Origin of the sequence: Acinetobacter legionensis, assembly GCF_048551735.1 — a bacterium.
Classification (GTDB): domain Bacteria; phylum Pseudomonadota; class Gammaproteobacteria; order Pseudomonadales; family Moraxellaceae; genus Acinetobacter.
Window position 1 is genome coordinate 284,768 of sequence record NZ_JBIMBV010000001.1, and the last position, 26,154, is coordinate 310,921.

31 protein-coding genes and 1 tRNA gene are annotated in these 26,154 nt (G+C 37.7%); 18 read left to right on the forward strand and 14 right to left on the reverse strand.

Features of this window, described 5'->3' with window-relative positions; genetic code table 11:
- Window positions 1–534: 534 nt before the first annotated feature.
- From ACG9ZL_RS01335 to ACG9ZL_RS01355, 5 genes are all read left to right on the forward strand, one after another.
- Window positions 535–1,194 (forward strand): amino acid ABC transporter permease, encoded by a 660-nt coding sequence (locus ACG9ZL_RS01335; protein ID WP_419358788.1) that lies wholly within the window; start codon window positions 535–537, stop codon window positions 1,192–1,194.
- Window positions 1,184–1,849, forward strand: coding sequence for an amino acid ABC transporter permease (locus ACG9ZL_RS01340; protein ID WP_336953513.1), 666 nt, complete (start codon window positions 1,184–1,186; stop codon window positions 1,847–1,849). The genes ACG9ZL_RS01335 and ACG9ZL_RS01340 overlap by 11 nt, the downstream gene beginning before the upstream one ends.
- 2 nt (window positions 1,850–1,851) lie before the next feature.
- Window positions 1,852–2,583, forward strand: a complete 732-nt coding sequence (locus ACG9ZL_RS01345; RefSeq protein WP_336953514.1) for an amino acid ABC transporter ATP-binding protein — start codon at window positions 1,852–1,854, stop codon at window positions 2,581–2,583.
- A 146-nt stretch (window positions 2,584–2,729) separates the two neighbouring features.
- Window positions 2,730–3,551, forward strand: coding sequence for a transporter substrate-binding domain-containing protein (locus ACG9ZL_RS01350; protein WP_419327728.1), 822 nt, complete (start codon window positions 2,730–2,732; stop codon window positions 3,549–3,551).
- Window positions 3,552–3,624: 73 nt separating this feature from the next.
- On the forward strand, window positions 3,625–4,488 hold the full coding sequence (locus ACG9ZL_RS01355) for a cysteine ABC transporter substrate-binding protein (RefSeq protein WP_336953516.1): 864 nt from the start codon (window positions 3,625–3,627) through the stop codon (window positions 4,486–4,488).
- A 68-nt stretch (window positions 4,489–4,556) separates the two neighbouring features.
- Here ACG9ZL_RS01355 and ACG9ZL_RS01360 read toward each other — a convergent pair whose 3' ends face one another.
- Complete coding sequence (locus tag ACG9ZL_RS01360) at window positions 4,557–4,994, reverse strand: winged helix-turn-helix transcriptional regulator (RefSeq protein WP_336953517.1); 438 nt, start codon at window positions 4,992–4,994, stop codon at window positions 4,557–4,559.
- Between the two features lie 104 nt (window positions 4,995–5,098).
- Here ACG9ZL_RS01360 and ACG9ZL_RS01365 point away from each other — a divergent pair, with 104 nt between their 5' ends.
- From ACG9ZL_RS01365 to ACG9ZL_RS01375, 3 genes are all read left to right on the forward strand, one after another.
- Window positions 5,099–6,358 carry an MFS transporter gene (locus ACG9ZL_RS01365; protein ID WP_419358791.1) on the forward strand — a complete coding sequence of 420 codons (1,260 nt, stop codon included), beginning with the start codon at window positions 5,099–5,101 and terminating at the stop codon, window positions 6,356–6,358.
- A 129-nt stretch (window positions 6,359–6,487) separates the two neighbouring features.
- Window positions 6,488–6,564: transfer RNA gene (locus tag ACG9ZL_RS01370), tRNA-Arg, on the forward strand.
- A 96-nt stretch (window positions 6,565–6,660) separates the two neighbouring features.
- Window positions 6,661–7,446 (forward strand): YidX family protein, encoded by a 786-nt coding sequence (locus ACG9ZL_RS01375; protein ID WP_419358793.1) that lies wholly within the window; start codon window positions 6,661–6,663, stop codon window positions 7,444–7,446.
- 24 nt (window positions 7,447–7,470) lie between these two features.
- Here the strand turns inward: ACG9ZL_RS01375 and ACG9ZL_RS01380 are convergent, their stop codons facing one another.
- Window positions 7,471–8,760: an SRPBCC family protein gene (locus ACG9ZL_RS01380; protein WP_419358887.1), complete on the reverse strand. Its 1,290-nt coding sequence runs from the start codon at window positions 8,758–8,760 to the stop codon at window positions 7,471–7,473.
- Between the two features lie 189 nt (window positions 8,761–8,949).
- Here ACG9ZL_RS01380 and ACG9ZL_RS01385 point away from each other — a divergent pair, with 189 nt between their 5' ends.
- Both ACG9ZL_RS01385 and ACG9ZL_RS01390 read left to right on the forward strand, forming a co-directional pair.
- Complete coding sequence (locus ACG9ZL_RS01385; RefSeq protein WP_004816919.1) at window positions 8,950–9,450, forward strand: YcxB family protein; 501 nt, start codon at window positions 8,950–8,952, stop codon at window positions 9,448–9,450.
- A 47-nt stretch (window positions 9,451–9,497) separates the two neighbouring features.
- Window positions 9,498–10,136, forward strand: a complete 639-nt coding sequence (locus ACG9ZL_RS01390) for a fumarylacetoacetate hydrolase family protein (protein WP_234624066.1) — start codon at window positions 9,498–9,500, stop codon at window positions 10,134–10,136.
- Between the two features lie 355 nt (window positions 10,137–10,491).
- Here ACG9ZL_RS01390 and ACG9ZL_RS01395 read toward each other — a convergent pair whose 3' ends face one another.
- Together ACG9ZL_RS01395 and ACG9ZL_RS01400 are read right to left on the reverse strand one after the other, a co-directional pair.
- Entirely contained in the window at window positions 10,492–11,292 is an 801-nt protein-coding gene (locus ACG9ZL_RS01395; protein WP_419358795.1) for an AraC family transcriptional regulator, read from the reverse strand.
- A 213-nt stretch (window positions 11,293–11,505) separates the two neighbouring features.
- Complete coding sequence (locus ACG9ZL_RS01400) at window positions 11,506–12,750, reverse strand: YihY family inner membrane protein (RefSeq protein ID WP_336953522.1); 1,245 nt, start codon at window positions 12,748–12,750, stop codon at window positions 11,506–11,508.
- A gap of 120 nt (window positions 12,751–12,870) precedes the next feature.
- Here ACG9ZL_RS01400 and wrbA point away from each other — a divergent pair, with 120 nt between their 5' ends.
- The gene (gene wrbA / locus ACG9ZL_RS01405) at window positions 12,871–13,464 is read left to right on the forward strand and encodes an NAD(P)H:quinone oxidoreductase (protein WP_336953523.1); all 594 of its coding nucleotides are present in this window, start codon (window positions 12,871–12,873) and stop codon (window positions 13,462–13,464) included.
- A 108-nt stretch (window positions 13,465–13,572) separates the two neighbouring features.
- Here wrbA and ACG9ZL_RS01410 read toward each other — a convergent pair whose 3' ends face one another.
- From ACG9ZL_RS01410 to ACG9ZL_RS01430, 5 genes are all read right to left on the reverse strand, one after another.
- Window positions 13,573–13,935 (reverse strand): FmdB family zinc ribbon protein, encoded by a 363-nt coding sequence (locus ACG9ZL_RS01410; RefSeq protein WP_209827964.1) that lies wholly within the window; start codon window positions 13,933–13,935, stop codon window positions 13,573–13,575.
- Between the two features lie 223 nt (window positions 13,936–14,158).
- The gene (locus ACG9ZL_RS01415; RefSeq protein ID WP_419358797.1) at window positions 14,159–15,019 is read right to left on the reverse strand and encodes an acyl-CoA thioesterase; all 861 of its coding nucleotides are present in this window, start codon (window positions 15,017–15,019) and stop codon (window positions 14,159–14,161) included.
- Window positions 15,020–15,172: 153 nt separating this feature from the next.
- Complete coding sequence (locus ACG9ZL_RS01420) at window positions 15,173–15,748, reverse strand: xanthine phosphoribosyltransferase (protein ID WP_419358800.1); 576 nt, start codon at window positions 15,746–15,748, stop codon at window positions 15,173–15,175.
- A 103-nt stretch (window positions 15,749–15,851) separates the two neighbouring features.
- Window positions 15,852–16,556, reverse strand: coding sequence for a DUF3108 domain-containing protein (locus tag ACG9ZL_RS01425; RefSeq protein WP_336953526.1), 705 nt, complete (start codon window positions 16,554–16,556; stop codon window positions 15,852–15,854).
- Between the two features lie 154 nt (window positions 16,557–16,710).
- Window positions 16,711–17,391 carry a hypothetical protein gene (locus ACG9ZL_RS01430; protein ID WP_336953527.1) on the reverse strand — a complete coding sequence of 227 codons (681 nt, stop codon included), beginning with the start codon at window positions 17,389–17,391 and terminating at the stop codon, window positions 16,711–16,713.
- Between the two features lie 232 nt (window positions 17,392–17,623).
- Here ACG9ZL_RS01430 and ACG9ZL_RS01435 point away from each other — a divergent pair, with 232 nt between their 5' ends.
- Window positions 17,624–18,505: an energy transducer TonB gene (locus ACG9ZL_RS01435; protein ID WP_336953528.1), complete on the forward strand. Its 882-nt coding sequence runs from the start codon at window positions 17,624–17,626 to the stop codon at window positions 18,503–18,505.
- A gap of 84 nt (window positions 18,506–18,589) precedes the next feature.
- On the opposite strand, the gene ACG9ZL_RS01440 is transcribed toward ACG9ZL_RS01435, so the two are convergent.
- Genes ACG9ZL_RS01440 through radC form a run of 4 tightly spaced genes read right to left on the reverse strand, consistent with a single transcriptional unit; the run spans window position 18,590 to window position 21,138 of the window.
- The gene (locus ACG9ZL_RS01440; RefSeq protein ID WP_336953529.1) at window positions 18,590–19,072 is read right to left on the reverse strand and encodes an ankyrin repeat domain-containing protein; all 483 of its coding nucleotides are present in this window, start codon (window positions 19,070–19,072) and stop codon (window positions 18,590–18,592) included.
- Between the two features lie 52 nt (window positions 19,073–19,124).
- Complete coding sequence (locus ACG9ZL_RS01445; RefSeq protein WP_336953530.1) at window positions 19,125–19,409, reverse strand: antibiotic biosynthesis monooxygenase family protein; 285 nt, start codon at window positions 19,407–19,409, stop codon at window positions 19,125–19,127.
- Window positions 19,410–19,465: 56 nt separating this feature from the next.
- On the reverse strand, window positions 19,466–20,377 hold the full coding sequence (locus ACG9ZL_RS01450; protein ID WP_004725806.1) for a bestrophin family protein: 912 nt from the start codon (window positions 20,375–20,377) through the stop codon (window positions 19,466–19,468).
- A 38-nt stretch (window positions 20,378–20,415) separates the two neighbouring features.
- Window positions 20,416–21,138, reverse strand: coding sequence for a RadC family protein (radC, locus tag ACG9ZL_RS01455; protein ID WP_419358803.1), 723 nt, complete (start codon window positions 21,136–21,138; stop codon window positions 20,416–20,418).
- 114 nt (window positions 21,139–21,252) lie between these two features.
- Between radC and coaBC the strand changes: the two genes are divergently transcribed.
- From coaBC to ACG9ZL_RS01485, 6 genes are all read left to right on the forward strand, one after another.
- On the forward strand, window positions 21,253–22,518 hold the full coding sequence (gene coaBC, locus ACG9ZL_RS01460) for a bifunctional phosphopantothenoylcysteine decarboxylase/phosphopantothenate--cysteine ligase CoaBC (protein ID WP_336953532.1): 1,266 nt from the start codon (window positions 21,253–21,255) through the stop codon (window positions 22,516–22,518).
- 162 nt (window positions 22,519–22,680) lie between these two features.
- A complete protein-coding gene (locus ACG9ZL_RS01465) occupies window positions 22,681–23,055 on the forward strand; it encodes a cytochrome b562 (RefSeq protein WP_004725812.1) in 375 nt (124 codons plus the stop codon).
- Between the two features lie 162 nt (window positions 23,056–23,217).
- Window positions 23,218–24,057 (forward strand): methylated-DNA--[protein]-cysteine S-methyltransferase, encoded by an 840-nt coding sequence (locus ACG9ZL_RS01470; RefSeq protein ID WP_419358805.1) that lies wholly within the window; start codon window positions 23,218–23,220, stop codon window positions 24,055–24,057.
- Entirely contained in the window at window positions 24,044–24,781 is a 738-nt protein-coding gene (locus tag ACG9ZL_RS01475; protein ID WP_419358806.1) for a 2OG-Fe(II) oxygenase, read from the forward strand. Before ACG9ZL_RS01470 ends, ACG9ZL_RS01475 begins: the two co-directional genes overlap by 14 nt.
- Window positions 24,782–24,784: 3 nt before the next feature.
- The gene (locus ACG9ZL_RS01480; RefSeq protein WP_336953604.1) at window positions 24,785–25,030 is read left to right on the forward strand and encodes an Ada metal-binding domain-containing protein; all 246 of its coding nucleotides are present in this window, start codon (window positions 24,785–24,787) and stop codon (window positions 25,028–25,030) included.
- Window positions 25,017–25,628, forward strand: coding sequence for an alpha-ketoglutarate-dependent dioxygenase AlkB family protein (locus tag ACG9ZL_RS01485; protein WP_419358808.1), 612 nt, complete (start codon window positions 25,017–25,019; stop codon window positions 25,626–25,628). The genes ACG9ZL_RS01480 and ACG9ZL_RS01485 overlap by 14 nt, the downstream gene beginning before the upstream one ends.
- Here the strand turns inward: ACG9ZL_RS01485 and ACG9ZL_RS01490 are convergent.
- Window positions 25,623–26,102, reverse strand: a complete 480-nt coding sequence (locus ACG9ZL_RS01490) for a DUF4184 family protein (RefSeq protein ID WP_419358810.1) — start codon at window positions 26,100–26,102, stop codon at window positions 25,623–25,625. The two genes, ACG9ZL_RS01485 and ACG9ZL_RS01490, sit on opposite strands and share 6 nt — an antisense overlap.
- Window positions 26,103–26,154: the final 52 nt, after the last annotated feature.

The window sequence follows — 26,154 nt, forward strand, 5'->3', positions numbered from 1 at the left end:
AGTTGGAATTTAAATAAAATGAGTTTTATCCTTTTTTACACGTCTATTCTTGTCGCAGAGCAAGGATTAGAACATCTATTCTAGGGCTAAAAACATTAAAATAATTAAAATAACCGAAGCTTTAGAAAGAAGAACATGAAGAAATATACAGATGGATATTATATTTACCAGCATGTTGATTTTATTTGTCATTTCAACCTGCAACAGTGTGATGGCTGTAATCGCACGTTGACAGGGTTTGTTTATGAACTGCAAATCCAAAGTTTAGAGAATGAATCTGTCATATTCTGTGCTGAATGTATGGAATTGTTAGACGTAGTGAATGTCGAATAATTGCTTGGGGTTGATGAATATTCAATTTTAACTTCGCTGATTTTTTCTCACAAAAAAGTAAGTATTATCCAGCATTATTTTTATAGAAAAGCTTATCTGATAATCATATTTATTTAGAAAAAATTCTCACTGTAAGATGGTTCCAAATCATTTTTTCTGCTTTAGAGCGTAACAATAAAATAATTATTTTGGACGATTTCTTTGAATTGGCAATATATCTACAGTGTGATGCCACAGTTTGCTTCAGCAATGGTGACCACACTCAAAATCTCAATCATCAGTATTATTCTCGCAATATTGGTTGGTTTAATTTGCAGTATTCTCATTACCTATCGGGTACGGGTCTTTGACAAAATTGTCAAAATTTACATTGAATTATCACGCAATACGCCCTTATTGATTCAGTTATTTTTTCTCTATTACGGTTTACCAAAACTGGGGATTAAAATTGATGGATTTACCTGTGGGGTCATTGGTCTAACTTTTCTAGGTGGAAGCTATATGGCTGAAGCCTTTCGTGCAGGTTTACAAGCTGTGGCCAAAGGGCAAATTGATTCAGGTGAAAGTATAGGACTGAATCCACTGCAAGTTTTTCAATATGTGATCTTCCCTCAAGCTCTAGCAATTTCAATTCCTGCAATTGGTGCAAATTGTTTATTTCTGATTAAAGAAAGTTCTGTGGTAAGTGCCATTGCAGTGGTGGAACTATTGTTTGTCACCAAAGACTTAATTGGTATGGATTATAAAACCACAGAAGCATTATTTCTCTTGATCATGTCTTATCTGATTATTTTATTGCCTGTGTCTATTATCACCAGTTATCTGGAATACCGCAGTCGGAAGGTGAGCCATGGAATTTGATTATCTGTTTCAACCCAGTCATCTTGCACGATTACTGGAAGGGCTGTGGGTTACTGCAAAAATTGCCTTTATATCAGTATTTTTTTCAGCAATTTTTGGCACGATTTTCGGTGTCATTATGACGTCAAAAAATTTACTGATTAAAAGTTTGTGTCGATTGTATTTAGAAGCGATTCGGATTATTCCAATTCTGGTTTTATTGTTTGTTTTCTATTTTGGCTTTGCAACATGGTTTAACTGGCAGCTCTCAGCGGTACTGGTATGTATTGTGGTCTTTGTATTATGGGGCACAGCTGAAATGGGCGATCTAGTTCGTGCTGCCATCACATCGATAGATCAACATCAACACGATTCTGCACATGCACTTGGCCTGAGTCCTATGCAAACTTTGAGCTATGTGATTTTCCCGCAGAGTTTAAAAAGAGTCACACCGGGCGCAATCAATTTATTCACGCGTATGATTAAAACCAGCTCCTTGGCTGTGCTGATTGGCGTGGTCGAAGTGATTAAAGTTGGACAGCAAATTATTGAGAATTCGCTGTTAATTGTTCCGAATGCATCTCTTTGGATTTATGGTTTGATCTTTATTTTATATTTCATCATTTGCTATCCCTTATCCCGTTTAGCGACGCATTTAGAAAAAGTTTGGGAGTAATCATGATTTTGTTATCTATACAACATTTACAGAAATCATTTGCAGAAAGTCATATTTTACAAGGCATAGATTTGGACGTAAAACAGGGTGAAGTCGTGGTGATCCTTGGTCCATCGGGATGTGGGAAAAGCACATTGTTACGTTGTATCAATGGCTTGGAAAAAATTCAGGGTGGCACAATCAATTTAGCTGGCTCAGGTGTATTGGGCAAAGATTTAGCGTGGGTGGATGTACGTCAAAAAATTGGCATGGTGTTTCAAAACTATGAACTTTTTGGGCATATGAATGTGATTGATAACATTTTATTAGGCCCTTTAAAAGTTCAAAAACGAACAAGAGCTGAAGCTGAGAAAGTCGCAGACGAATTATTGAAACGTGTCGGTTTATACGATCGTAAGCGAGATTATCCGCGACAGTTATCGGGTGGGCAAAAGCAACGTATCGCAATTGTGCGTTCATTGGTGATGCAGCCTCAAGTTATTCTGCTAGATGAAATCACCGCTGCTTTAGACCCTGAAATGGTCCGTGAAGTATTAGATGTGGTTTTAAAACTTGCACATGAAGGAATGACCATGTTGATCGTGACTCATGAAATGTCTTTTGCCAGAAAAGTCGCAGACCGAATTATTTTTATGGATAAAGGCAAAATTATTGAGCAAGCCACACCTGAACAATTTTTTGAGCATCCACAGACTGAACGGGCAAAAGCCTTTTTAAATATGTTGAATTACTAACAGTAATTTAGACATCAATATTCACCCTAATAGCAACACAGAATGATCTATAAAAATGAGGATGTATGGCTTTATCTTATTTAACTCAACCATCGAATTTTTTTAATATTTCCAACGTTGTTCGAACATTGAGTGTGGCCTTATGTATGGGAATGTTGAGCGCATGTAGTCAGCCAACTGAACCAATTGCATCAGCGGAGCAAAATACCCAGAATGATCAATCTTTAGATCAGATTAAAAAGCAGGGCGTGTTTCGTGTGGCTGTTTTTGCAGATAATCCACCATTTGGTTATGTGGACAGTGCAGGTAAACCACAAGGTTTTGATATCGCTTTAGCAAAAAGAGTGACCAAAGATTTGCTTGGGGATGAAAATAAAGTTGAATTTGTGGTGACTGAGGCTGCTAACCGTGTGGAGTTTTTAAAATCGGGTAAAGCAGATGCGGTATTTGCCAGTTTTTCAGTCACTCCTGAACGTAAACAAGTGGTTGATTTTGCCCAACCGTATTTAAAGGCTGCTTTAGGCATTGTATCGCCTAAAGCCAAGACGATTACCAATATTCAGCAGCTCGAAGGAAAAACCTTGATCGTCAATAAAGGCTCGACATCAGATATTTATTTCACTAAGAATTACCCAAAAATTAATTTATTAAAGTTTGAACAAAATACTGATGCTTTTAATGCACTGAAAGATGGTCGTGGTGATGCAATTTCTCAAGACAGTACTTATGCCTTGGCATGGGCAGCTGAGAATCCAACATTTACGGCGGGAATTCAGCAAATTGGTAATCAAGACTTTATTGCACCTGCAGTGAAAAAGGGCAATACCCAACTTCTAAATTGGCTCAATACTGAAATTTCAAGCTTACAAAGAACAGGTGAAATTCAGAAGATTTATGATCAGACCTTAAAGCCAGTTTACGGTGGAACTGTGGACGCTCAAGTCTTTTTGGATGTGAAACCGAAATAAAAATTGCATCAAAGCGTTTAAATACGAAAAGAAATCATCGTTTAAGTATGAAAATAGATTAGAGGAAAATTAAATGAACATATCAATAAAACAGCTGACTCATCTACTTGCAGCCTCTGTGCTTAGCTTAGGGTTGGCGGCGTGTAATAAAAATGCTTCAACAACTGAAAAAACTGCTGAAACTGAAAAAACAAGCTCAAGTATTGAACAAATTAAGAAAAATGGTGTGGTTCGTATCGGGGTGTTTAGTGATAAGCCACCTTTTGGTTACTTGGATTCACAAGGTAAAAACCAAGGATTTGATGTGGAAATTGCTAAGCATGTTGCCAAAGACCTATTAGGAGATGAAAACAAAGTTCAATTTGTTTTAACGGAGGCTGCCAATCGTGTGGAGTACCTTAAAGCCAATAAGGTCGATATTATTTTTGCTAATTTCACCGTGACACCTGAACGCAAGGAAGTTGTAGATTTTGCTCAGCCTTATTTAAAAGTTTCTTTGGGTGTTGTATCGCCTAAAGCCAAGCCAATTACAGATATTGCACAACTTAAAGACCAGACTTTATTGGTCAATAAAGGCACGACAGCAGACTCATTCTTTAGCAAATCACATCCTGAAATTAAATTACAAAAGTACGAGCAGAATACAGAGACCTTTGATGCTTTGAAAGATGGACGTGGTGTGGCTTTGGCACATGATAATTTATTGGTACTTGCTTGGGCAAAAGAGAACCCAAATTATACAGTGGGTATTACCAGCTTGGGTCAGCATGATTTGATTGCACCTGCAGTCAAAAAGGGTGATAAAGAATTATTGGATTGGTTGAATCAAGACTTAGAAAAATTATCTAAAGCAGGGGTTATCCAGCAAGCATATGAAAAGACGTTAAAACCTGTCTACGGTGATAGCATTAATCCAAAAGATTTATTGGTTGAGTAAAACCATTAAAACTTAAGTTTGCTCTTTAAAACGAGTATCCACTTTAACTGGGAAAACATGATTTGCATTTAATTGATCTTTTTCACAAAGGTCTCTTGTGCAAGTAGATGTTTTCCTTTTTTTGTCATTGGCTGCATAAGTGCCAATTCATCACCTGTATTTTTCTCAAGCAAAATAGAATGTGGTTGATCCTCAGCAAATAAAAATTGCTCACCCCATTGACGTAATGCCACGATGATTGGAAACAGTGCATAACCTTGTGCAGTGAGCACATATTCCAAATAGGCTGAACCATTAGATGCCGGTTGGTTCTTTAGAATTTGAGCATCAACAAGTTTTGCCAATCGATCAGACAAAATATTTTTGGCGACATGTAAATTTTTCTGAAAATCACTAAATCGTTTTACCCCATCAAAAGCTTCGCGAATGATCAATAAAGCCCAACGATCTCCAATCAATTGCACTGACCGCGCAACTGGGCAAGCTTCATATTTATCTTGATTCATCAGTCGTTCCTTTCATCTTAAAAATAGACTATAAATCTAGTTGCAATTTAAAACAAGATTGCGTAATTTAATCTGGTTGCAAATTAAAACTAGATTGGTGCAAAATGAACAAAACAGATCATCAACAGCGCAATAAAACAAGAGAACAGCAGCGATCTCAGCTTTCTCCAGCCATGGTGATGCTGTTGGCGTGTGCTGCTGGATTGAGTGTTGCAAATGTTTATTATGCACAGCCATTGCTGGATTTGATTGCCCAAGATTTTAAATTAGATTATTCGTGGGCGGGGTTAGTTGTTTCATTGACTCAAGTGGGATCAATCATTGCATTAATTTTTATTGTGCCTTTAGGCGATTTAATACCACGAAAATCTTTGATGTTGTTTCAGTCCATCATTTTATGCCTAGCTTTAATCTTGTTGGTTTTTTCAGATCATATTTTCACGTTGTTATTGAGTATGCTGATTGTGGGCATGTTGGGCACAGCGATGACCCAAGGCTTAATTGTTTATGCATCAGTTTTGGCGGCTGCTGATGAACGCGGCAAAATCGTGGGTACAGTCCAAGCAGGTGTGTTGATTGGTATACTTTTATCTCGGGTACTGTCTGGTAGTTTAGCCGATTGGTTTGGATGGCAAGGGGTATATATATTCTCAGTATTATGTATGAGTATGATCAGTGTGTTTTTATGGAAATACTTAGCTGTTATCTGCATCGAAAAAGATCCTACTCAGCAATTCACTTATTCCCAGATAATCTTTTCATTGTTTGAACAATTGTTTAAAAATAGAGTGTTACAGATTAGAGGTGTACTTGCTTTCATCATTTTCGTCAATTTAAATCTGTTTTGGAATGCACTGGTATTTCCTTTATCTGTTCAGCCTTTTGAATATTCACATAGCTTGATTGGTTTTTTAGGCATCATTGGTGCCATCGGTGCAGTTATGGCAATCCGTGTTGGTGGGTTAGCTGATCGAGGCTATGCGCAGCGTGTTACACAATATGCGTTTCTACTACTGATCGGAGCTTGGGTTATTTTAAACTGCTTATATTTTTCAATTTGGATTTTTATTTTAGCGATTATTTTATTAGATGTAGCTATTCAATCAATCCATGTGATTAATCAAAGTCTGATCTTCCAAGCGGATATTCGACTACATGGGCGATTGGTGGGTGCTTATATGTTATTTTATGCATTGGGTAGTGCAGTGGGCTCATTACTGGCAACAACACTCTATGGTCATTGGGGATGGTATGCCGTGTGTGCTGCTGGAATCCTATTGAGTATAGTTGGCTATTTATTTTGGTTGTTTACTGAAAAATATTTAATTCAATTTCAAATGAAACAGCATGCAAGCAGTGTATAAATACGTAGATTCTAGGTTTTTGTCGATTTAAAGATAAATAGCCCAAATACTAAACACTTGGTGCTTAAGTATTGAAATAATCCTTAACAAAAAAATGAAAAGGCGTATAATGCGTCCCATCAAGACGTCGCGCTCATAGCTCAGCTGGATAGAGCACTTGGCTACGAACTAAGGGGTCGGGAGTTCGAATCTCTCTGAGCGCACCAACTTGATAAAATATTAAAAAAACCGCTTTATTGCGGTTTTTTTGTGCCTAAATGATGGCACAATGAGCAAGATAATAAAAATAAGGCCAATCATTAATGAATAAATATCTCTCATTCTTTATCGTGTTGGTCATCAGTCAAATAACTGGATGTACCGCCATTCTGTGGAATAACAGTGATTCTGGTAGGTTGGCGACGGGTAAAGTGGTTTCAACCCATGCAGATCGAGTAATTGTAGATCAGGATCAAATTGTCGGTTTTGCCTGTTTAAAAGAAAATGCTTCCTCAAAAAATAGCCATGATATAAACAATGTAGATATCTCCTTAATCGTGGTTGGGCAAAAATATGCGTATATGATTGATATTGGAAATAAGGAAATTTTAGAAACCATTCGATCTGATTTAGACGCCAAGTATTGGCGAATCAAACCAGTCCGTCCGAGTGACAATTATTTTAGCTTGTCTTTAATGCCGGAAAGCGATGATCAAAAAAATCCACAAGCAGCTCAATTTAGCAGTGATATTGAACTGTATTATGCAAAAAAGAATTTAACTGGACAGGAAGAAAATAAGTTATCTCGACTTGGACTGAGTCAGTACGAGTATGGTCAGGAAAACTCTGAATTTTATCAAAGAAAAATTGGATTGGTTGGACGTGTAGTGGGGTTAAACGCTGAAATTAAAAATATGAAATTTCAGAACTTTAGTCAGAACTATACAATTGCGATGTATACACAAGGAAAAACCAAATACTCATTACATTCTAAAACACTGTTGCAGAAAATAGCCTTAACCCCCGTCACTTTAGTCGGTGATCTGATCGCAATCCCGTTATATTTTCTGTTTAATATTGGCACAACAATCAAACATCTTGCTGATTAATTGAGTTTAAAAGTTCAATCTGCACTATTTTACTTTTTGAGCAAAAATTGCGTTTGCACCCAGTGCCGGTAACATTTCATGGTAGGGTAAACTACGTGCTGCTTTGAGTAAGAATGGTGCTTTTTCATCAATTTTGATGGTAGTGGTCATTTTGAGTAAGGTGTTATTGCCTTGGGGTAAAAATTGAATTTGACCTTTGAGATAACGTAGATCACCGCCATTGGCATAGAAGTTATTTTCGGTGGCTTTGGGATAGCTAAAATGCATTTTAAAATCAAAAGGAATACTAATAACCCCTAATCCAACACTGACTTTAAAGTCTGCATCTTGTGCTTGTGTGTTGAGCACTGTGGTTTTAATACTTTTGATTTGTTTTGGAAAAATCTCTTTATAGGATAAGGGTTGTGTCCAACGTTGTAATTGTTGCGGGGTGGCATTTAAGTATTGATAGCTTGTGGTAAAGCGTAAAACCTCTCGACCATGGGTAGAAGGTACAGTGACAGGATTAAGTACAATACTGACGGGCTGTTGCGCGTTGGCACTGACCTGTACAATTTTATTGATTTGAGCTGTATTTAATTGTGGGCTAGGCAGTTGCCCTTCAGTTAATCCAGTCACTTTTTTAGCCGTATATTTATTTTTGAGTGCTTCTAAAACAAAGGCACTCGAACCATTTGGAATTGCCAGTTTTACTTCAGGAAATGCATTTAAAATTTTCTTAAACAGGAAACCTTGCGGTTGGTTTAAATCGCCCCATTGTGTCAGGGTCACTAAAGTTTTGTTGTTAGTTAAATTGAACCATTCAAATTTCCCTAATGCATAAGGAATTGGACCATCAATCACCATGGTTGAAATACTATTTTGTCCAATTTGATGTTGCATCACCACATCTTCATTAAAATTTAACACAGGTATCGGTGTCGGGATGGATATACGATATTTTAATTGACTGATCGCTCCTGCCGTTTCGATGACTTTTGCTGATTTTAAAGTAGGGAATAACCCAACATATTGTGTGTAATTGCTTAATGTCTTAGCCACTTCTTGGCTACTTACAGGCACAACAATGGCTGCTGTTGAAAATTTAGCGATAGGTTGGGTTTGTTTAGAGAATGTCGGTAGTGACGTTTTGGTTGCTGGATGGGCATAAATTAAAATATTGTCTTGGGCAATTGCCGCAATTTGCTGGGCATTATTGTCAAATGGCTTTAACGCACTGGGAATATTATCGGTCCAAGTGACCAATTTTGCGAAACTGATTTGACTGATACTGACTAAGAGTATTACACCGACATTTAAATAAAATACTTTCATCATAATTCCTTTTGTGCCTTGATAATCGGCAATATCTTGTTCTTATAAAAACCATTTGTATGAAAGACCCTAAAAGGATTCACTTTTAAAAAATAGAGGTGTTCTGTAAAACAAGATGAAAATCCGCATCTCGCAAGAAAAATCTAGTGTAATATCTTGGCATCGTAAAATATTTGTATTGAAGCAACTATGTCAGACACCCAGCCTGCATTATCTGCACGTTATTATCTTAATTTAGAAGAATCTCAAGACGGTTTTAAACTGGCAACTTTTGGTAAAAAGCAAATTAGCCAATTTCTCACGCCTTTGGTCAGCATCGGAATCATGGTTTGGGGGATTTACCTCGGTTTAGAGGGTGTGGGTAAATATTATGTTTGCTTAGGTGCTTTTTTCTTAATTCTGCAAATGCTGATGCGGTATTGGTTTTTACCGATGATGTTTAAACGCCAATTCGTTAAATATCAATTTGGTAAAAGCGAACAAGGTATTGAATTATTTCAAGACTATATGGAATTATTCAGTAGTGGCCGTCCAAAACAAGTTCATCATTATTCAGATGTAGATAAATTTGCCGAAGGCAAGCTTACCTATATGATCGAATTAAAAAATCGTACTGTGGTGATTGTGCCTAAACGAGCATTTGCTACACCCGCAGATCAAACGATTTTTATCAATACTTTTAAAAAGTAATTTGGAATTATAAAGTTTTTAACGCTGAGCAATAAGAAGGGAACAATATGAGTACACGTCCATCTAAAATTGTATGTGTCGGTCGTAGTTATGCAGCGCATGCAGCAGAATTAGGTAACGCAATTCCAGATCGTCCAGTCTTATTTATCAAGCCGCCCAGTAGTTTGATTTCATTGCAAGACGGTATCTCTTGGAATGAGGCGTGGGGAAATTGCCACCATGAGTGTGAACTGACGTTACGTATCGATAAGCCACTTAAGGGTGAAACCAATTTAGATAAAGTATTGGATGCGATTGGTGCGGTGACTTTAGGCTTAGATTTAACTTTACGTGATCTCCAAGATGACTTAAAGGGCAAAGGCCAGCCTTGGGAGCGTTCAAAAGCTTTTGATGGCTCATGTGTACTGGCAGATTGGGTCAGTGTGGATGAAATTAAAGATTGGTCGGCTGTTACATTTGAATTTGCAGTCAATGATGAAGTTCGACAAAAAGGCGATACGGCTTTATTGATTTTTGATATTGCTTGCTTACTCGCAGACATCTGCCAAGTATTCTCTTTAGAACCAGGGGATGTGGTGATGACAGGGACACCTGCAGGTGTTGCAGCATTGGCTTCTGGTGATCAATTGAGTATGACTTTACATGGTCAAAGCCAAGATTTTGTTTGGAAAACTTTTGTAAAATAAGCATTTAAAATTCAAGTAACCCAGTGTTTATTTATAATCAATACGCATTGGGTTTTTTATTCTCTACAGTTTTATAAAACAATAATTCATCACTAACTTTTGGGATATATCCCGCTTTATTTATCAGTTGAAATTTACAGCATCACTATTTTTTAGCTATCGTGCAGAAGCTTGGACGAAACGCTTTGATAGCGAAGAAGCAGAAAAGCTGGATGACTTTGGTGAATTAATACATAAACCAAAGTTAAATTCAGCCCATGCATTTTTAGATCGGCGTATAGATTGGTCGGGAAGATTGTTCATTATCTGTATTTAGATCACTACGCTTAATCTACTCAAAATTTAAAAAGTTGATTTAGTGATGTAATAATTTTCTAAACTGATCTGGGGTACGCATCATCCAACGTTTAAACATATTGATAAAAGCAGAAGCATTGGCATAACCTAAATCCAGTGCAATGCTTTCAACCGTTTTTCCCTCATTGAGCATAGACATCGCTTTCATGACTTTAAGGCGTTGTCGCCATTCATTGAGTGACATTGCCAACTCTTTTTGACTCAGTCTTGCCAAGGTACGTTCAGTCATATTAATCCGTTGGGCTAAAGCCTCTAGCGTACTGTGATCAGCAGGGTGGGCATGTAAAAAATCCAAAACTTGTTTTAAGGCAGCATGATTGGTATGGGGTAAATAACTACCGATTAACTCAGCATGTTGTAATTGATCAAGTAATACCTGTAATAGCCGCAAATATTCAGGCTCAGATGCTTGCATTGGGTGCTGTTTGATGTGCTGTAAAATTGCTGAAACCAGGGGTGAGGTTAAAAGAATTCCTGCTTGTTGGGGTAAGGCTCTACATAAGGACTGATGAACATACAAAGTTGCATGGGAAACAGGAGTCCGATTTAAACCACTGTGTTGCGTATTTGGTGGTAACCAAACTCCATATGGAGGGGGCGTAATATAATTAATTTGACCAATATTGACTTCCATTACCCCATTAAAGGCATAAATAAATTCGCCCCAAGCATGCCCATGTTTAGGATAAACAGACAGTGCGGGATCATGTCGAAAAATAAGCCATAATGGTGCAATAATCTCATCATTGGTACTGAGTTGAGTCAGTATATTTTTCTCGCTTGTTTTTGTTATTGTCATGCAAAGATTGCCTGAATAAAAAAGATCTGTTGTCCACTTTGAATTATATCCTATAAAAAAGACAGGTTCATACCATTGTGGTGTCTTTTATCCGCTTTATGCAGTGGATTTGGCTATTGCGAAATTATAATGATTCATCAAAAAGTTATATAACTTCCCATTTCCAATGGGCATTGCTTGGAAAGGGAAGTTGTTTATCTATCTTGATTAAAATTACTTATCATCCAAAATGGTTGAAAGCGGAATCGATAATTTGGCTGCCAAATATTCATCGGATTCGATTAAGGTTGGACCGATATGTTTCATCCAAACATCATCATCATGTACATGTTCAACATCATGACGACGAGGGAGGGTATAAGGTAATGATGTATAGAATGACCAGAAATCAATTTCATCTAAATTTCTGACCAGCACATATTCATTATTGTCAGTACATTTAACCAAATTCTGTTTTTCTAGAAGTTGGATATAAACTGGCCAGCGTCCAATTTCACCGCGACCTAAAATATTGAGTGCTTCTGCATCAGTTACCACTTCGCCCGTTTTTTGTTTTTTATAAAATAATTCTAGAATATCGAGCATCATCAACACAGGATGGCGGGTCTGGATTTTACCTGTATGAAATGCAGTAAGGGCATAGCTGATTTCCACACCCAATAAGACGATATTCCACGATAAAAAGATCCATAATAGGAAAATTGGTACAGCAGCAAAAGCACCATAGACAAGGGTATAGCTGGTGAAATTTGCCATAACAAAACCAAATAGGTTTTTAAGTAGCTCAAATGCAATCGCACCGAAAAGACCTGCAATCGCAGCCGCTCGAACAGGAATACTACGATTTGGAATGGTCCAATATAAAATGAAAAAGCCTAAAGTGGTCAGTGCAAAAGAAATGACTCCAAGTAACGCCGTACCATCAACTTCATAACCAGCAAAGTTATTACTTAAAACATTCATAGAGGCCAATGTTGATGAAATGACAAAGGCACTTCCCAATAAAATCGGACCTAAAGAAATAATGGTCCAATAACGCATAAAGCCAATGATGCCATTACGCGTTTCTTGAACACGCCAAATCCGATTAAAAACCGTTTCGATACTGGTAAGCATCAGTACTGTGGTAATGAATAAAAACAACACACCAATAACAGTTAAATTACTTGAATTCTCAGTAAAGACATTAAAAGCCTTATCGAAAGCAATGCTGGTTTTCGGCAAGAAATTACTGTAAATCATCTGCTGGAGTTGTTGTCTAGCAGGCTCTAAGGCTTTGATTGATGAGATAATAACCAAGAAAACAGTCAACATTGGAACAACAGCAAATAATGTCGTATAAGTGAGTGAACCCGCCTGTTCACGACAACGATCTGCTTCAAAACGACCAATTACAAAAAGAATGAATTGAAACCAAGTTTTTTCATAGAAGGGTAGTTTTTTAAGTAATTCAAGCATATATATCTTTGATCTCAATTATTTTTCGGTATGTCTTACATTTTCATTGTCTAGCTTACCCAAAAAAGCAGAAAAATACCGTATAGTTTTATTTTCTTATGTTGAAATCAAGAAATCTCTATGCAAGCTTATGTTCTCGTACTCTATTACAGTAAATATGGATCTACCAAAGAGATGGCACACTTGATTGCCAACGGTGTAGAAGCGGCGGGTGTGGCAGTAAAAATTCGGACGGTGCCTAACCTTTCCACTGTTGTAAAAGAAGCAGAAGCCAGCATTCCAGAACATGGCGATATTTATTGTACATTGGATGATTTACAAAATTGTTCAGGATTAGCTTTAGGTTCACCAACACGTTTTGGCAATATGGCATCTGAAATGAAATACTTTTGGGATCAAACCACAAGTCTTTGGTTAAATGGTGCATTACACGATAAACCCGCTTGTGTATTTACCGCGTCAGGTTCAATGCATGGTGGGCAGGAAAGTACCTTGTTAACGATGCTACCGCCATTGTTTCATCATGGCATGATGATCATGGGTTTGACCAATGCCAATCCAGCCTTATCCAATACCAAATCAGGCGGTACGCCGTATGGGGTTAGTCATGTCAGTGGACCACGTCATGACCAAAACTTAAGTTCCGATGAAAAAGCTTTATGTGCAGAACAGGGCAAACGTCTAGGTGAAACGGTTAAAAAGTTAAACCCATAATTTTTGATATTTTGTGGGTAGCTGCATAAAAATTGAAAGACTTCTCTTTTATCACGCTTTTAACGGATTAGAAGAGAAGTTCTTTGGCGAGTGATATTTTGAATTTTATTATTTTAAATTAAAGCGATGGTTACATTTTTTACATTGGTAATCAAAAAAGATATTTTGGTCAACAATCACACCTGCTCGTTTACCGAAGCGATTTCCTAGAAATCCACCAGTAATTCCAACACTGATTGCACCTACGAAGGTTCCTACAGTTCCACCGACAATAACACCTAATGGACCTGCAACAGTTCCAATAGCTGCACCAATTGACGCACCAGAGGCAGCGCCGCCTACAGTTCCTGCTGCTGCACCCGCAGAAGTCAATAATACACTGCCTGCTTTGCCTAAAAGTTGTTCATGGTCACGGCGTTCTAAGTCTGTAGAGCCACACTTTGGGCACTTTACTGTTTGTTCATCAGTCATTGATTTTTACTCACTCAACAAAGTCCATTTGTCTTCATTAAGTTATGGTTAAGCTTTATATTCACGTTCACTACTGGCATTTTTGTCATGCTTATCGCTATCGTTACAATCATGTCAGGGATATGACATGATTTTGATTGTAACTGAATACCGTGATCAGTCTTTATATTTTGTGTGAATGTAATAGGTAGAATGATTGATACAAGCTTATCAGAACATCTTGTTATTGCTTCAGCCGCATTAAGCTTTCCTGATTAACGCTACACACCAATCTACCATCTTGCCACATCCGCCCGAAATTAAGCCCTCTAGCTTGGCTAGATAGTGTTGCATTCATATCATAAAGTAGCCACTCATCTACTCTAAAATCTGTATGAAAATAAATGCTATGGTCTAAACTTGCACTACGTACACTGCCGTTCGCATAACTGACACCATGTGGTCTAAGTGAAACCGTCAGCAGGTTATAGTCAGAATAATATGCAGCAATGGCTTGGTGCATCATGAGTGTATCTTGTTGAGTAGGAATAGTTTCAAAGGTTTGAAAATATTCAGCATAATTTGTGTCTAATTTTATCGGTTTAAATGGGTTGAATGGCTGCACTGGATGGATATTGATAAAAAATTGACGCATAAATATTGCGCGTGCAGGTTCAGGAACATCCTCATAAATCATTTGTTTCAGTTGTTGTTCTGGGATCAGTTCATCTGGCGAAGGGTAGTGAGGCGGTTCAATCTGATTTTCTAAACCTGCTTCAATATTGGCAAATGAAACCATGGCTGAAAATATAATATGGCCATTTTGCCAAGCATAGACTTGGCGAGTGGCAAAACTTTTGCCATCCCTTAAATTTTCAACTTTAAACAAAATTGGAATATCTGTGCGACCACTGCGAATAAAATAAGCATGTAATGAATGTGCAGGGCGATTGGTGGTTTTTGATGCGGCAATTAATGCTTGTGCCACCAATTGCCCACCCACAAGGTGTGATCCAAATAATCGTGTGTTTTGCCCTTGAAATAGACCATCATCCAATTGTTGTACGTCGAGTAGATCAACTAATTTTTGAGTGATTGATCTCATTTATTATTTACCTGAGTGATATCTTTATTTGCACAATATAGCTGAGGGTTTGATCAAAATAAAAGGCAAAACAAAGACACTACTGATCAAAAAGCATAAAAAAGAGCGCTTAAAGCACTCTTTTTTAATGAAAAATTTTGAAGTAAGACCAGCTTATTCTTCTACAAAGCTTACCGTACCGTTTGCCAAAGCTTCAACACGTGCCAAAGATTCAACACGGTAGCCTTTATCTAATAACAATTGACGGCCTGGTTGGAAAGATTTTTCAATCACAATCCCAATACCCACAACTTCTGCGTCTGCTTGATGAATCAAGTCAGCAAGACCTAAAGCGGCTTGACCATTCGCTAAGAAATCATCAATAACCAAAGCTTTATCGTCTTTGCTAATATGTTTCTTAGAAATCGCAATGGTGCTTTCAATTTGCTTGGTAAAAGAGAATACTTTTGAACGATATAAATCATCTTTAAGGGTTAAAGACTGATATTTACGTGCAAAAATAACGGGTACACCAAGTTCCAAACCAGCCATCACAGCAGGCGCAATGCCTGATGCTTCAATTGTGATGATTTTGGTAATGCCTGCATCTTTAAAAAGACGAGCAAACTCTTGACCGATGAGCTGCATCATCACAGGGTCAATTTGGTGATTTAAGAAAGAATCGACTTTCAGAACTTGATCAGATAGAACGATACCTTCAGCTAAGATTTTCTGTTCTAGTGCGTGCACAGGGAGAATCCTCTAGAGGCAAGGTGCTTTTTAAAGCAAAGGCGTATTTTAAAAAGCACTAAAAAAAATGCAAGCTGAAATTGATCAAAAGGTGAAAAATGTCTTACTTTTTGTAACTGGTCAAGGTTAGGTTATAAGACGTTTTACCATCAACATGTGACATTTTCACGGGTAAATAGTCTAATTGAGGTGCTAACCAGAAAATTGAACTTTTTTCACCATTGTCATGGGTGAGTACAACTTTGACCGTGTTATAGGTTCCCGCAGGGGTTTTAATTGACTCAGTCCCTTGTTTAACAAAGCGGCGCGCATCTAAACCTTTTGCATCTGCAATCAAATAACTTGATTTTAGACCAGCACCTTTTAAATCTTCACGTACTTGTAACTCAGCATTTAATTCATCTAAAGCACCTGCTTTCCATGGGAAAGAACGTGCCTGATCTTTTTTCTTGGTATTAATGGTTTTGTTGTTTGGATTAAAGTTAATGGTCATGGTGTCATTATGTACCAACACTTTACTGGTGCGACTAAAACTACTGGAATTAATTTGACCATTACTAAAGGTAAAACGGCTTGTTTCGCTTGCAGATGCAATTGCCGCTGCTTTTGCAGCAAATACATAAGTCCAGTTATTGCCATTTTGACTCAGTGTACGAGTCGCAGTACCTAAGTTTTTACCATTATAGGCAAACTGGTAACTTGCTTGGAACGGACTCATGGCAAGCGCATTGCTAGAAAATCCAACCAATAACACTGCAGTTGAAATACCAGTTGCTATACTTAATGTTTTAAATAACGTTTTTGCCATCATTAAATGTCCTATACATTTAAAAGTATTTTTGGATATGACACCTATTATGCGGTGTAATTAAAGATAAAATATTCACTTTATTTCTAATCCTGTGAATTTATGTATACATTTTGATTGCTGTGACTTGAAATCTATCTTACCAATTAGAGATTTAATTCTTTTGCTCAATCGGGGTTACTTCTGTTTCTAGATCATCATCTTCGTCCCAGTCTGGGTCTTTATCTTCTCTAAATTTACTAAATAAAGCTGTTAGATTCACATTGCCAATTACAACCAACTCGGTCTCACGTAGTTCAGCATGATTCACATGGACTTTATTTAGTGTATCCATAATCGAACGATTTTTCCCTAACCAGCGATTGAGATCTAAGTGAAGTAATTCATCTTTTACTGTAATGACTTCAAATTTTTCTAAGATCATGCCTAAAGGATCTTTTTTCAATACTTTTTGGTAAAAGAATAAAGCAGCGTTTACGCCCATTTTGTACCAAACATTGGGATAACTGGCTTCGATCACTTGTGTGTTACTGATTTGTTCAAAAACAATCAACTGCATATCTTTGTTGAGTTCCATTTGAACTAATTTAAGATCCACCGAAAGAACCAAATGCATACCATTAACATTGAGTGTGGCATAAAGCTTTAGCCAGTCATCATGCAGGTCAGCATGTAAATCTTCTAAAATTTTGACATTGTCTGTGACAAAACGTTTAAACGTTGCATTTAAAAATACTTGTGATACCGGAAACTCGCGTTCTTCTTCTATAAAACCTTCTGCTTTTTGGTATACTTGTCGAATACGTTTAACGATGTTAGAAAGTAGCGTCGGCATAAGTATTGTCCCAAATCTTCATCATTTTTTAAGGCGATAAACTTGTCGATTATTAAAAAAATACAAGTCTAACGATTGCAGTTTAACAAAAAACATTGCACCATTTTGAGTGTTTTAAAATTACGTTTTTACTTTTACTAAATAAGTCACAAAGTTTGTGAATAATGTAAAGTCAAACTTATTTTAATAAATTTTAAATTTGGCGATTGGGGAATTTTGTCGGATTAATGTCATGATAAAAAAATTATTTGCCAATACAGAGCATTCTGAGTATTGGTGGCAAGACTCATTATTTGTTGGAGCTGTTTCTGCAGCTGTCATTGCACATGTACTTTTTTTATCTGTTCAATTTGGAATGCCCCAAGAAAATAATACCAGCACAAAAGAAATCGCAATCAGTATTCGTCCAAGTGAAGACGAAGTTAAAGATGCAGACTTTTTAGCGCAATCAAATCAGCAGGGTTCAGGAACATTCCGTAAAGAGCATCGTATTTCAAGTGATATGCCAGCGCAAGCAGAAGATAAGAGTGCGGGTGATCAGCAACTCGAAGCTTTAGAACAAATTCAGCAAAAAAGAGAATTGAAATTCGAAGAAAAAGTATTAATGACGGTTCTTAGCTGGCAAAAGCAAGCGGAACAGAATGATCGCAAAAAGGCCATGGAAGAGTTGCAGAGCCAGATGCAAGCTAAAACGGCAATGGTGGCGAGTCTAGAAGCTCAATATTTACAGAAACAACAAAATTTTAGTAAACAACAAAAAATTAAAACCTTAGATGGTATTCAAGCCAAGCAAGATGCATCTGCTGGATATTTAGATAAATTTCGTGAAAAAGTTGAAATGTATGGAAACCGATATTACCCAGATCTTGCCAAACAGCAGCGTCTTTCGGGGGAAGTCCGTTTAATGGTCATTCTCAATAATGAAGGTGGGATTCGTGCTATACGATTGATTGAAAGCTCAGGTCATTCAATCCTCGATGAAGCCGCCAAAAACTCAGTGCGTAAAGGTGCACCTTTTGGACGTTTTGACTCAAAAATGAAAGATATCTCTGAACTGAGGATTGTGCGTACTTGGCGTTTTGACCCAGCTGAATCTGAATTTGAAGTCCACTGATTGAATGGTGTAGAAATGAATGGTTGTGCTTTTTTTTTAAAAAAGACTCATTTTAAAAACAATAAAAACTGATCTTTATATTGGTTAGTGATGATGGGTTTGATATTGCTCAACCAAAGCAATGCCTTCAGGAAACTTCATTAACAATGCTAAATCATAAGGACTTTTTGCTGTCCGATTTTTACTGTTTAAATTTGCACCATGTTCAAGTAATAATTTAACCAATTCATAATGATGTTGTGCGTTATAAAGCGCAGTCCACAGTGAAATATTTCCTGAACTGTCTTGCAATGCTAAATCTGCACCGTGGTCAATGATTGCTTGGGCGACATGAATATTATTTTTATAGACAGCGATGAAGTGTAGAGCTGTCTGTCCTTTGCTATTTTGTAAGTTGACATCAATTCCAAGTTCAATCAGTTTGAGTGCGATATCATCTTGTTGGTGTTGCAAGGCGTACATCAGTAAAGATGAGCCATCAAGCTGTTGATTGATGTTATCAGGGGTGATTTTTTCTAGTAACGCCTTACATTCACCATGCAAAATAAGTTGGAATAATTCTGACATACCAAAATCCCTTTTATAATTATATTTGGCGGATTAATTTTAGTCGTTTTCTTTAATATGATCTTGTGATTTCACAAATTTCAACACTAAATTTTTTATACCATTGTTGTTTGCCAATTCGTTGGGCAGCTTGATGTTCTGCATCTTTATGCCAAGCATGGATATCTTCAAGAGTATTCCAATAAGAAAGCGCAACTTCAAAGTCATTTTCACAAAGAGACTCAAATTTTTGACAGTTAAACTGGCTTAATGCTTTCTCTCGTAAAAGTTGTGCAGTTTGAAAATACCGTTGATCAAGCGTATTGATCTGTGCCTTAAAGATAACCACGTATTTCATTTTCAGTGTTCGGCCTTTAATGTCTCTATAAAAAATAAAAATCAGAAACTGATGCGTTAAAGCAAATTGTGATCATGGGCTTGAATCGGTGGGGGAGTTGGTTTTCCTAGAGTTCCCAATAATTCAATTTCAATCATTCGCACCATCGAATCTAAAGGTAAATCATTACTTTGCGTACCAAAGGGTTCTTCTATCTCGGTACTTAAAGCATCTAGCCCTAGAAAAGTATAAGCTAAAATACCCACCAACAAAGGTGTTGCTAAGCCCAGTAATGATCCTAAGCTAAAGGGCAACATAAAGCAGAAAAAATAGACCGTACGATTCAATAAAACTGAATAAGCAAAAGGTAAAGGTGTGGTTGCAATACGGTCACAACCGGTTTGTACCAAACTTAACTCATTCACATGTTCATTTAATTGGGTATAGATAATGTCAGAAATTTCGCCTTCTTTGAGCGCTTGCATCAATTCCCATTGGATCAAACTCAGCGTGTATTGAGGCGCATTTGTTTGTTGATACAATTGTGTCAGTGCCTGTTGACTCATACCACTGGTTTCCACCAACGCATCTGGATTTGCAGTTTGATGTCTTAGGCGATCTCTTAATAAGTTTGCAAATACAATTACATGTTGGATGATCCGTTCACGGCGCCCTTGAGGAAAAATACGGCAATCACGGTCAAAGTGTCGTGCGTTGGCGATCAGCATCCCCCAAAGTTTACGGGCTTCCCACCAACGGTCATAACAGGCAGTATTTTTAAAGCCGAGAAAAATAGAGAGCACCACACCAATCAGGGTAAAGCCAACCAAGGGTAATTCTGGAAAACGATATAAATTGGTATACTCAATGCCACCGACAATTGCAGAAATGAGCATCACAAAACCAAGCGGTGGTAGCACTTTAGGTAAAATCGTACCACGCCAAGAGAGTAATATTTTAAGGGTATCGTTTTGATCGCGGACAATCATACTTTTTAAATCTATATTTTTTAGTGATCTTCACCGCTTCAAAGGTGCTTGTCAATCACATTTGTAGGGAAAGTTTGGGATTTGATGAGTCCGTGTTCAGCAAAGGAGTAGCTTTGCTCAGCAGCAATGATCATATGATCCAATAATTCTATTTCAAGTAGTTGACAGGCTTTTAATATTTCTTGAGTTAAATCGTAATCTTCGCGTGAAGGCTTGGCAAAAGCTTTAGGGTGATTATGGGCAACAACGATAAAAGTCGCATGTTTTTGTATGACATATCGTAATAATTGATTGATGGAAATATTGCAGTAATTGACTGATCCATAAAATAGTTTTTTAAAACTCAATTTACGTAACTGGCTATCTAAGCAGAGTACAGCAAAGACTTCTTGAAATTCTCCAATCAATTCATAACGTAAATAATCTCGGATTAAATCAGAACGACTCAAGTCTAAACCTTGGTTCAGTTGATGTTTCAAGTAACGCCGTCCCAGTTCTTTCACTGCCATCAGTTGTGAATACTTGCTTTCGCCAATGCCATGAAATTGTTTTAAATCATCTAAAGACGAATCAAATACAGCATTTAAATGACCAAAATGTTGAATGAGCAAGCGTGCTAATTCAACAGCAGAGTGTTGTTTTGAGCCTGAGCGGAGAAAGATTGCGAGTAGTTCTGCATCAGATAAACTGTGCGCCCCTTGTAAGAGTAATCTTTCACGTGGACGTTCTTGTTTAGGCCATTGTTTGATTGACTGATTCATTATTTTTCACATTTTAAACTTATTTTAGTTCTGGTTTTTCTCCCTTGAATAACTTGGGAGATAGACTATTTAATGATATTGTGAGCGCCACTGCAACTGAAAGGTAGCTTGATAGTGAGTTTTGATCTCAGCGTATTTTCTAATAAAAATATTATCCTCGCTGTAACAGGTGGTATAGCCGCCTATAAAAGTGCAATCCTGGTACGTCGTTTAAAGGATTATGGCTTTAATGTACGCGTGGTAATGACTAAAGGTGCACAGGCATTTATTGCCCCTTTAACTTTTCAGGCGCTATCGGGAAATCCAGTTCATACTGAATTATTAGATCCTGAAGCAGAAGCGGGAATGGGGCATATTGAATTGGCACGTTGGGCTGATTTAATTTTAGTTGCACCTGCAAGTTGCGACAGCATTGCGAAATTTGCTGCAGGTTTAGCTGATGATTTACTGAGTACCTTGTATTTGGCAACCAAAGCACCAGTTTGGGTTGCACCTGCAATGAATCAACAAATGTGGGCAGCTAAGCCGACACAACGGAATCTGAATACTTTAGTTGAAGATGGCGTACATGTGATTATGCCTGAAGCGGGTTCGCAAGCGTGTGGGGATGTCGGTTTAGGGCGTATGCCTGAACCTGAAGATTTAGCAGAACAAGTTAAAAATTACTTCCATCAAGCACAACGTGCGATTGCTGAAAAGTTTGGCTTGCTTGCTGGAAAGCGTGTGGTGATTACTGCAGGGCCAACACGTGAAGCGATTGATCCTGTACGTTATATTTCCAATCACAGTACAGGGAAAATGGGCTTTGCTATTGCAGCAGCCTGTTACTCAGCAGGGGCAAAAGTGACGTTGCTGGCGGGTCCAGTCAGTTTGGATACCCCGAATGGTGTGCGTCGTATCAATGTTTCTTCTGCGATAAAAATGCTTGATGAAAGCATGCATCAGCTTGAGGATGGTTGTGACGTGTTTATTGCAACCGCGGCTGTCGCTGACTATCGTGTGGCAGAAGTTTCGGAACATAAGATCAAGAAAGCTGGTGATGAGCTGAATGTTTCGTTGGTGAAAAACCCTGATATTGTGGCGACCATTGCGCAACAGTCAAAGCGCCCATTTATGGTGGGTTTTGCGGCTGAAACTCGTAATGTAGAGGAATATGCAGCAGGAAAACTCGTTGCAAAAAAACTCGATATGATTGCCTGCAATGATGTCTCGCGGGCTGATATTGGTTTTGCTTCTGATCAAAATGCGATGACCGTGTTTTTTGCAGAACAGTACCAGATGGAAAAGCGTGATTTAGAGAAAGCTTCGAAACAAGAAATTGCACAACAGTTGGTTGAAGCGATCCACGATGCTTTACACCATGAGATTGAACCAATTTAAGAGTTTTTCAGGTTATGTTTGAATATAAAAATGCAACGAATTCGTTGCATTTTTATTTGCTATTTTTTGTGCTTTTAAACTATGTTTAATCTTGGAAATGGACAATAGCCACAATGGGCTTTTTTACCCCCAACAATAGCCACAGTTTTAAGGAAGATCATAATGATCAAAAAAACTTTAGCCACCGTCATGATGATTTCTGCTTTAGGTTTCAGCTCAATGACTTTTGCTGCAACGCTACAACAAAATATGCAGGCATTAGGTAAAAACTATAAAGCATTTAATCAAACCAATAATGCCGCTGAAGCAAATAAAGCTTTAGATAATATGCGTGCTGCTGCAACGGACGCTAAAAAAGTCAAACTTAAAGGTCGTGGTGATGCTAGTGCACCAACTTCGACTCAGTTATATGATCAATTGATTGCGCAAATTGATAAGACTCAAGCGCTAGTCAAAGGTGGTCATTTAGATCATGCAAAAATGGAAGGCAAGAAAATTGCTGAAATACGTGATCAAGGGCATAAGATCTATCAGTAATCGATTCATTTGAAAGCACAAAACCGTTAGTTTTAATGACTAACGGTTTTTTATTGTGAGGAGATTTTTAAAAGATATTGAATCAAAAAACTCAGCATGATTCGGATTTGCTCATTGCATAACAACTGTTAAGTTAGATGTAGAAAAGTGAGGAGAAATGTGATGCAACAGCACAATCAGTTTGAACGTATTGCAAAAGCCATTGAATACATTAAACACAATTTTAAAGCACAACCGAATTTAGATGAAGTGGCTGCGCATATTCATTTAAGCCCTGCACATTTTCAACGTTTATTCACTGAATGGGCTGGAACCAGTCCGAAGAAGTTCTTGCAATATATCAGCATAGAACATGCAAAAAACTTGTTAAAACAAGAGCATTCGGTATTTGATGCAACGTATGACACAGGACTATCAAGCACCAGTCGTTTGCATGATCTATTTATACAAATTGAAGGGATGACACCTGCTGAATACAAAAGTGGCGGAGAAAACTTAACCATCCACTACCAGTATGCTGAAACACGTTTTGGAACCGTTTTAGTGGCATCAACAGCCAAAGGGATTTGCTTTATGTCTTTTGTGGAGCATGAGCAAGATGCTTATAGCGCACTCGTTGAAAAATTTCCTAAAGCAAGATTTTATCAGCAAGCAGATGCGTTGCATGAACATGCTTTGGCCATTTTCTCATCTGAACAAAAACCATGGAACCAAATTAAGCTACATCTAAAAGGTACTGATTTTCAGCTTAAAGTTTGGGAAAGTTTGCTTAAAATCCCGATGGGGCAAGTGGCGACCTATGCGAACCTTGCTGAACAGATTGGAAATCCCAAAGCTTTCCGTGCGGTTGGTACTGCGATTGGCAATAACCCAGTGGCTTTTTTAATTCCCTGTCATCGTGTGATCCAAGCGACAGGTGTTTTAGGTGAATACCATTGGGGTAAAACACGTAAAGCCGCAATGATTGGTTGGGAAGGTGTACAAGTACATGACAGTGTTTAATCCACAACAAGCAACAGCATTGCTCAATAAAATTGAGGGTTTAGATTGGGAGACAATCCGTGCTCAGATGCATACGCAAGGCTACTCAATCCTTAAAGACTTTTTATCTGATGAATTGTGTGAGTTGATTAAAAGTCATTACAACCATCAACAACTGTATCGAAAAACCGTCAATATGCAGCAACATCGTTTTGGATATGGCGAGTATAAATATTTTAATTATCCATTACCAAACTTGCTTCAACAGCTTCGAACTCAGTTTTATCCCTATCTAGTTCCTATCGCCAATGCTTGGTCTGATGCTTTAAAGTTGGAGCGACACTATCCAGATTCATATCTTGAATTTTTACAACAATGCCAACAAGCGGGTCAAAATAAAGCCACTGTTTTGATTTTGCACTATCAGCAAGATGGTTTTAATACCTTACATCAAGATCTATATGGCGAGGTCTATTTTCCGATCCAAATGGTATTTGTACTGAGTCAAGTCAATACCGATTTTACCGGTGGTGAGTTGGTGTTGACTGAGCAAGTACCACGAGCACAGTCGAAAGCCATTGTTTTACAACCTGATCAAGGGGATGTGTTAATTTTTACCACACAGTTTAGACCCAAGAAAAGCACTTATGGCTATTATCGAGTTAATATGAAGCATGCTGTCAGTCAGGTGCATACAGGGGAGCGTTATACATTGGGGATTATTTTTCATGATGCTGTGAGTTAAATGATGATTAAGCATGATGATATTGAGCGCTTGGCGTTATATCGAAAAATCAGGAATGCTGAAATTTTATTTGCAGGCAATCAAAAGCTAAAAATTTATGGACGTTTAAACTGTGGTTCGGGCAAGCGGATGTTAAAAACCAATCGGGTATTCTTTAGTAGTGAAGCTGAAGCCTTGGCATTGCAATTTCGCCCGTGTGGACATTGTATGAAATCAGCCTATGTGAAATGGAAAAATGCAACAACTTAAGTTTCTAACCGATCCCCATGAGAATTTGCTTCCACAAGATGGAATAGTGAATTATTTCGGAAAAATTATGGATGAAGCCATCGCCAATGATTATTTTGAGAAATTGCTCGCACATATTGAATGGCAAAATGACCAAGCGATTATTTTTGGCAAAAAGATCATCACCAAACGGAAAGTGGCTTGGTATGGAGATCGCGCTTTTGAATACACTTATTCAAATAGTTCCAAATATGCCTTGCCATGGACTGAAGAATTACTCGAACTGAAAAAACAGATTGAATTAATTACGGGTGAAACATTTAATTCTTGTTTACTGAATCTTTACCATACGGGTGAAGAGGGTATGGCATGGCACAGTGATGGTGAAACAGATCTAAAAAAGAATGGCGCAATTGCATCTTTAAGCCTAGGTGCGGTTCGAAAATTTGCCTTTAAACATAAAAATAGCCAAGAAAAGATTGAGATTTTTCTCGAAAATGGCAGTTTGCTGGTCATGAAAGACACCACTCAAACATATTGGTTACACCGCTTAGCCCCAACAAAGAAAGTGCATACGGCTCGGATTAATCTAACCTTTAGAACAATCGATGAATCATGATTTTTCCTCACGGATAAGCCAAACAATTGTGGCAAAAATAAAATTGATTAAACTCCCATAAAAAATAAAATTGTAGGGAATCATGTTGAGTAAAACTTGAGAATAACTCAGCGGATAAAAGGGATACATATCTGCATGCATCAAAGCATCTAGAAAAACATGGCTAAAACTACCGACCAAGGCACTGACTGTCGCCACTTGCCATGTGATCTGCCAGTTTGCTTGTTTAAATAAGTTGCGTAAGCAAAACTCACTCATCACTTTACCTATGGGGACTGCAAGCAAAGCAATCAACAAAGCACCAAGTAAATTATGAGTATATAAATGGAGTGTGGTCCAGCCTTGAATAATACCAACTAGAGGTTCGATATCCATCAAAACCTGGACACCGAAGAAGATTAACAAGCTAAATTTTTTATTTGCAATGGCTTTACAACTTGCGCCTAAGCCCAAATGTAAGGGGGTAAATGGCATTGTTATTTTTCATGCTTATTGTGATGTTTAAATTATAAAAAATTGCATCACC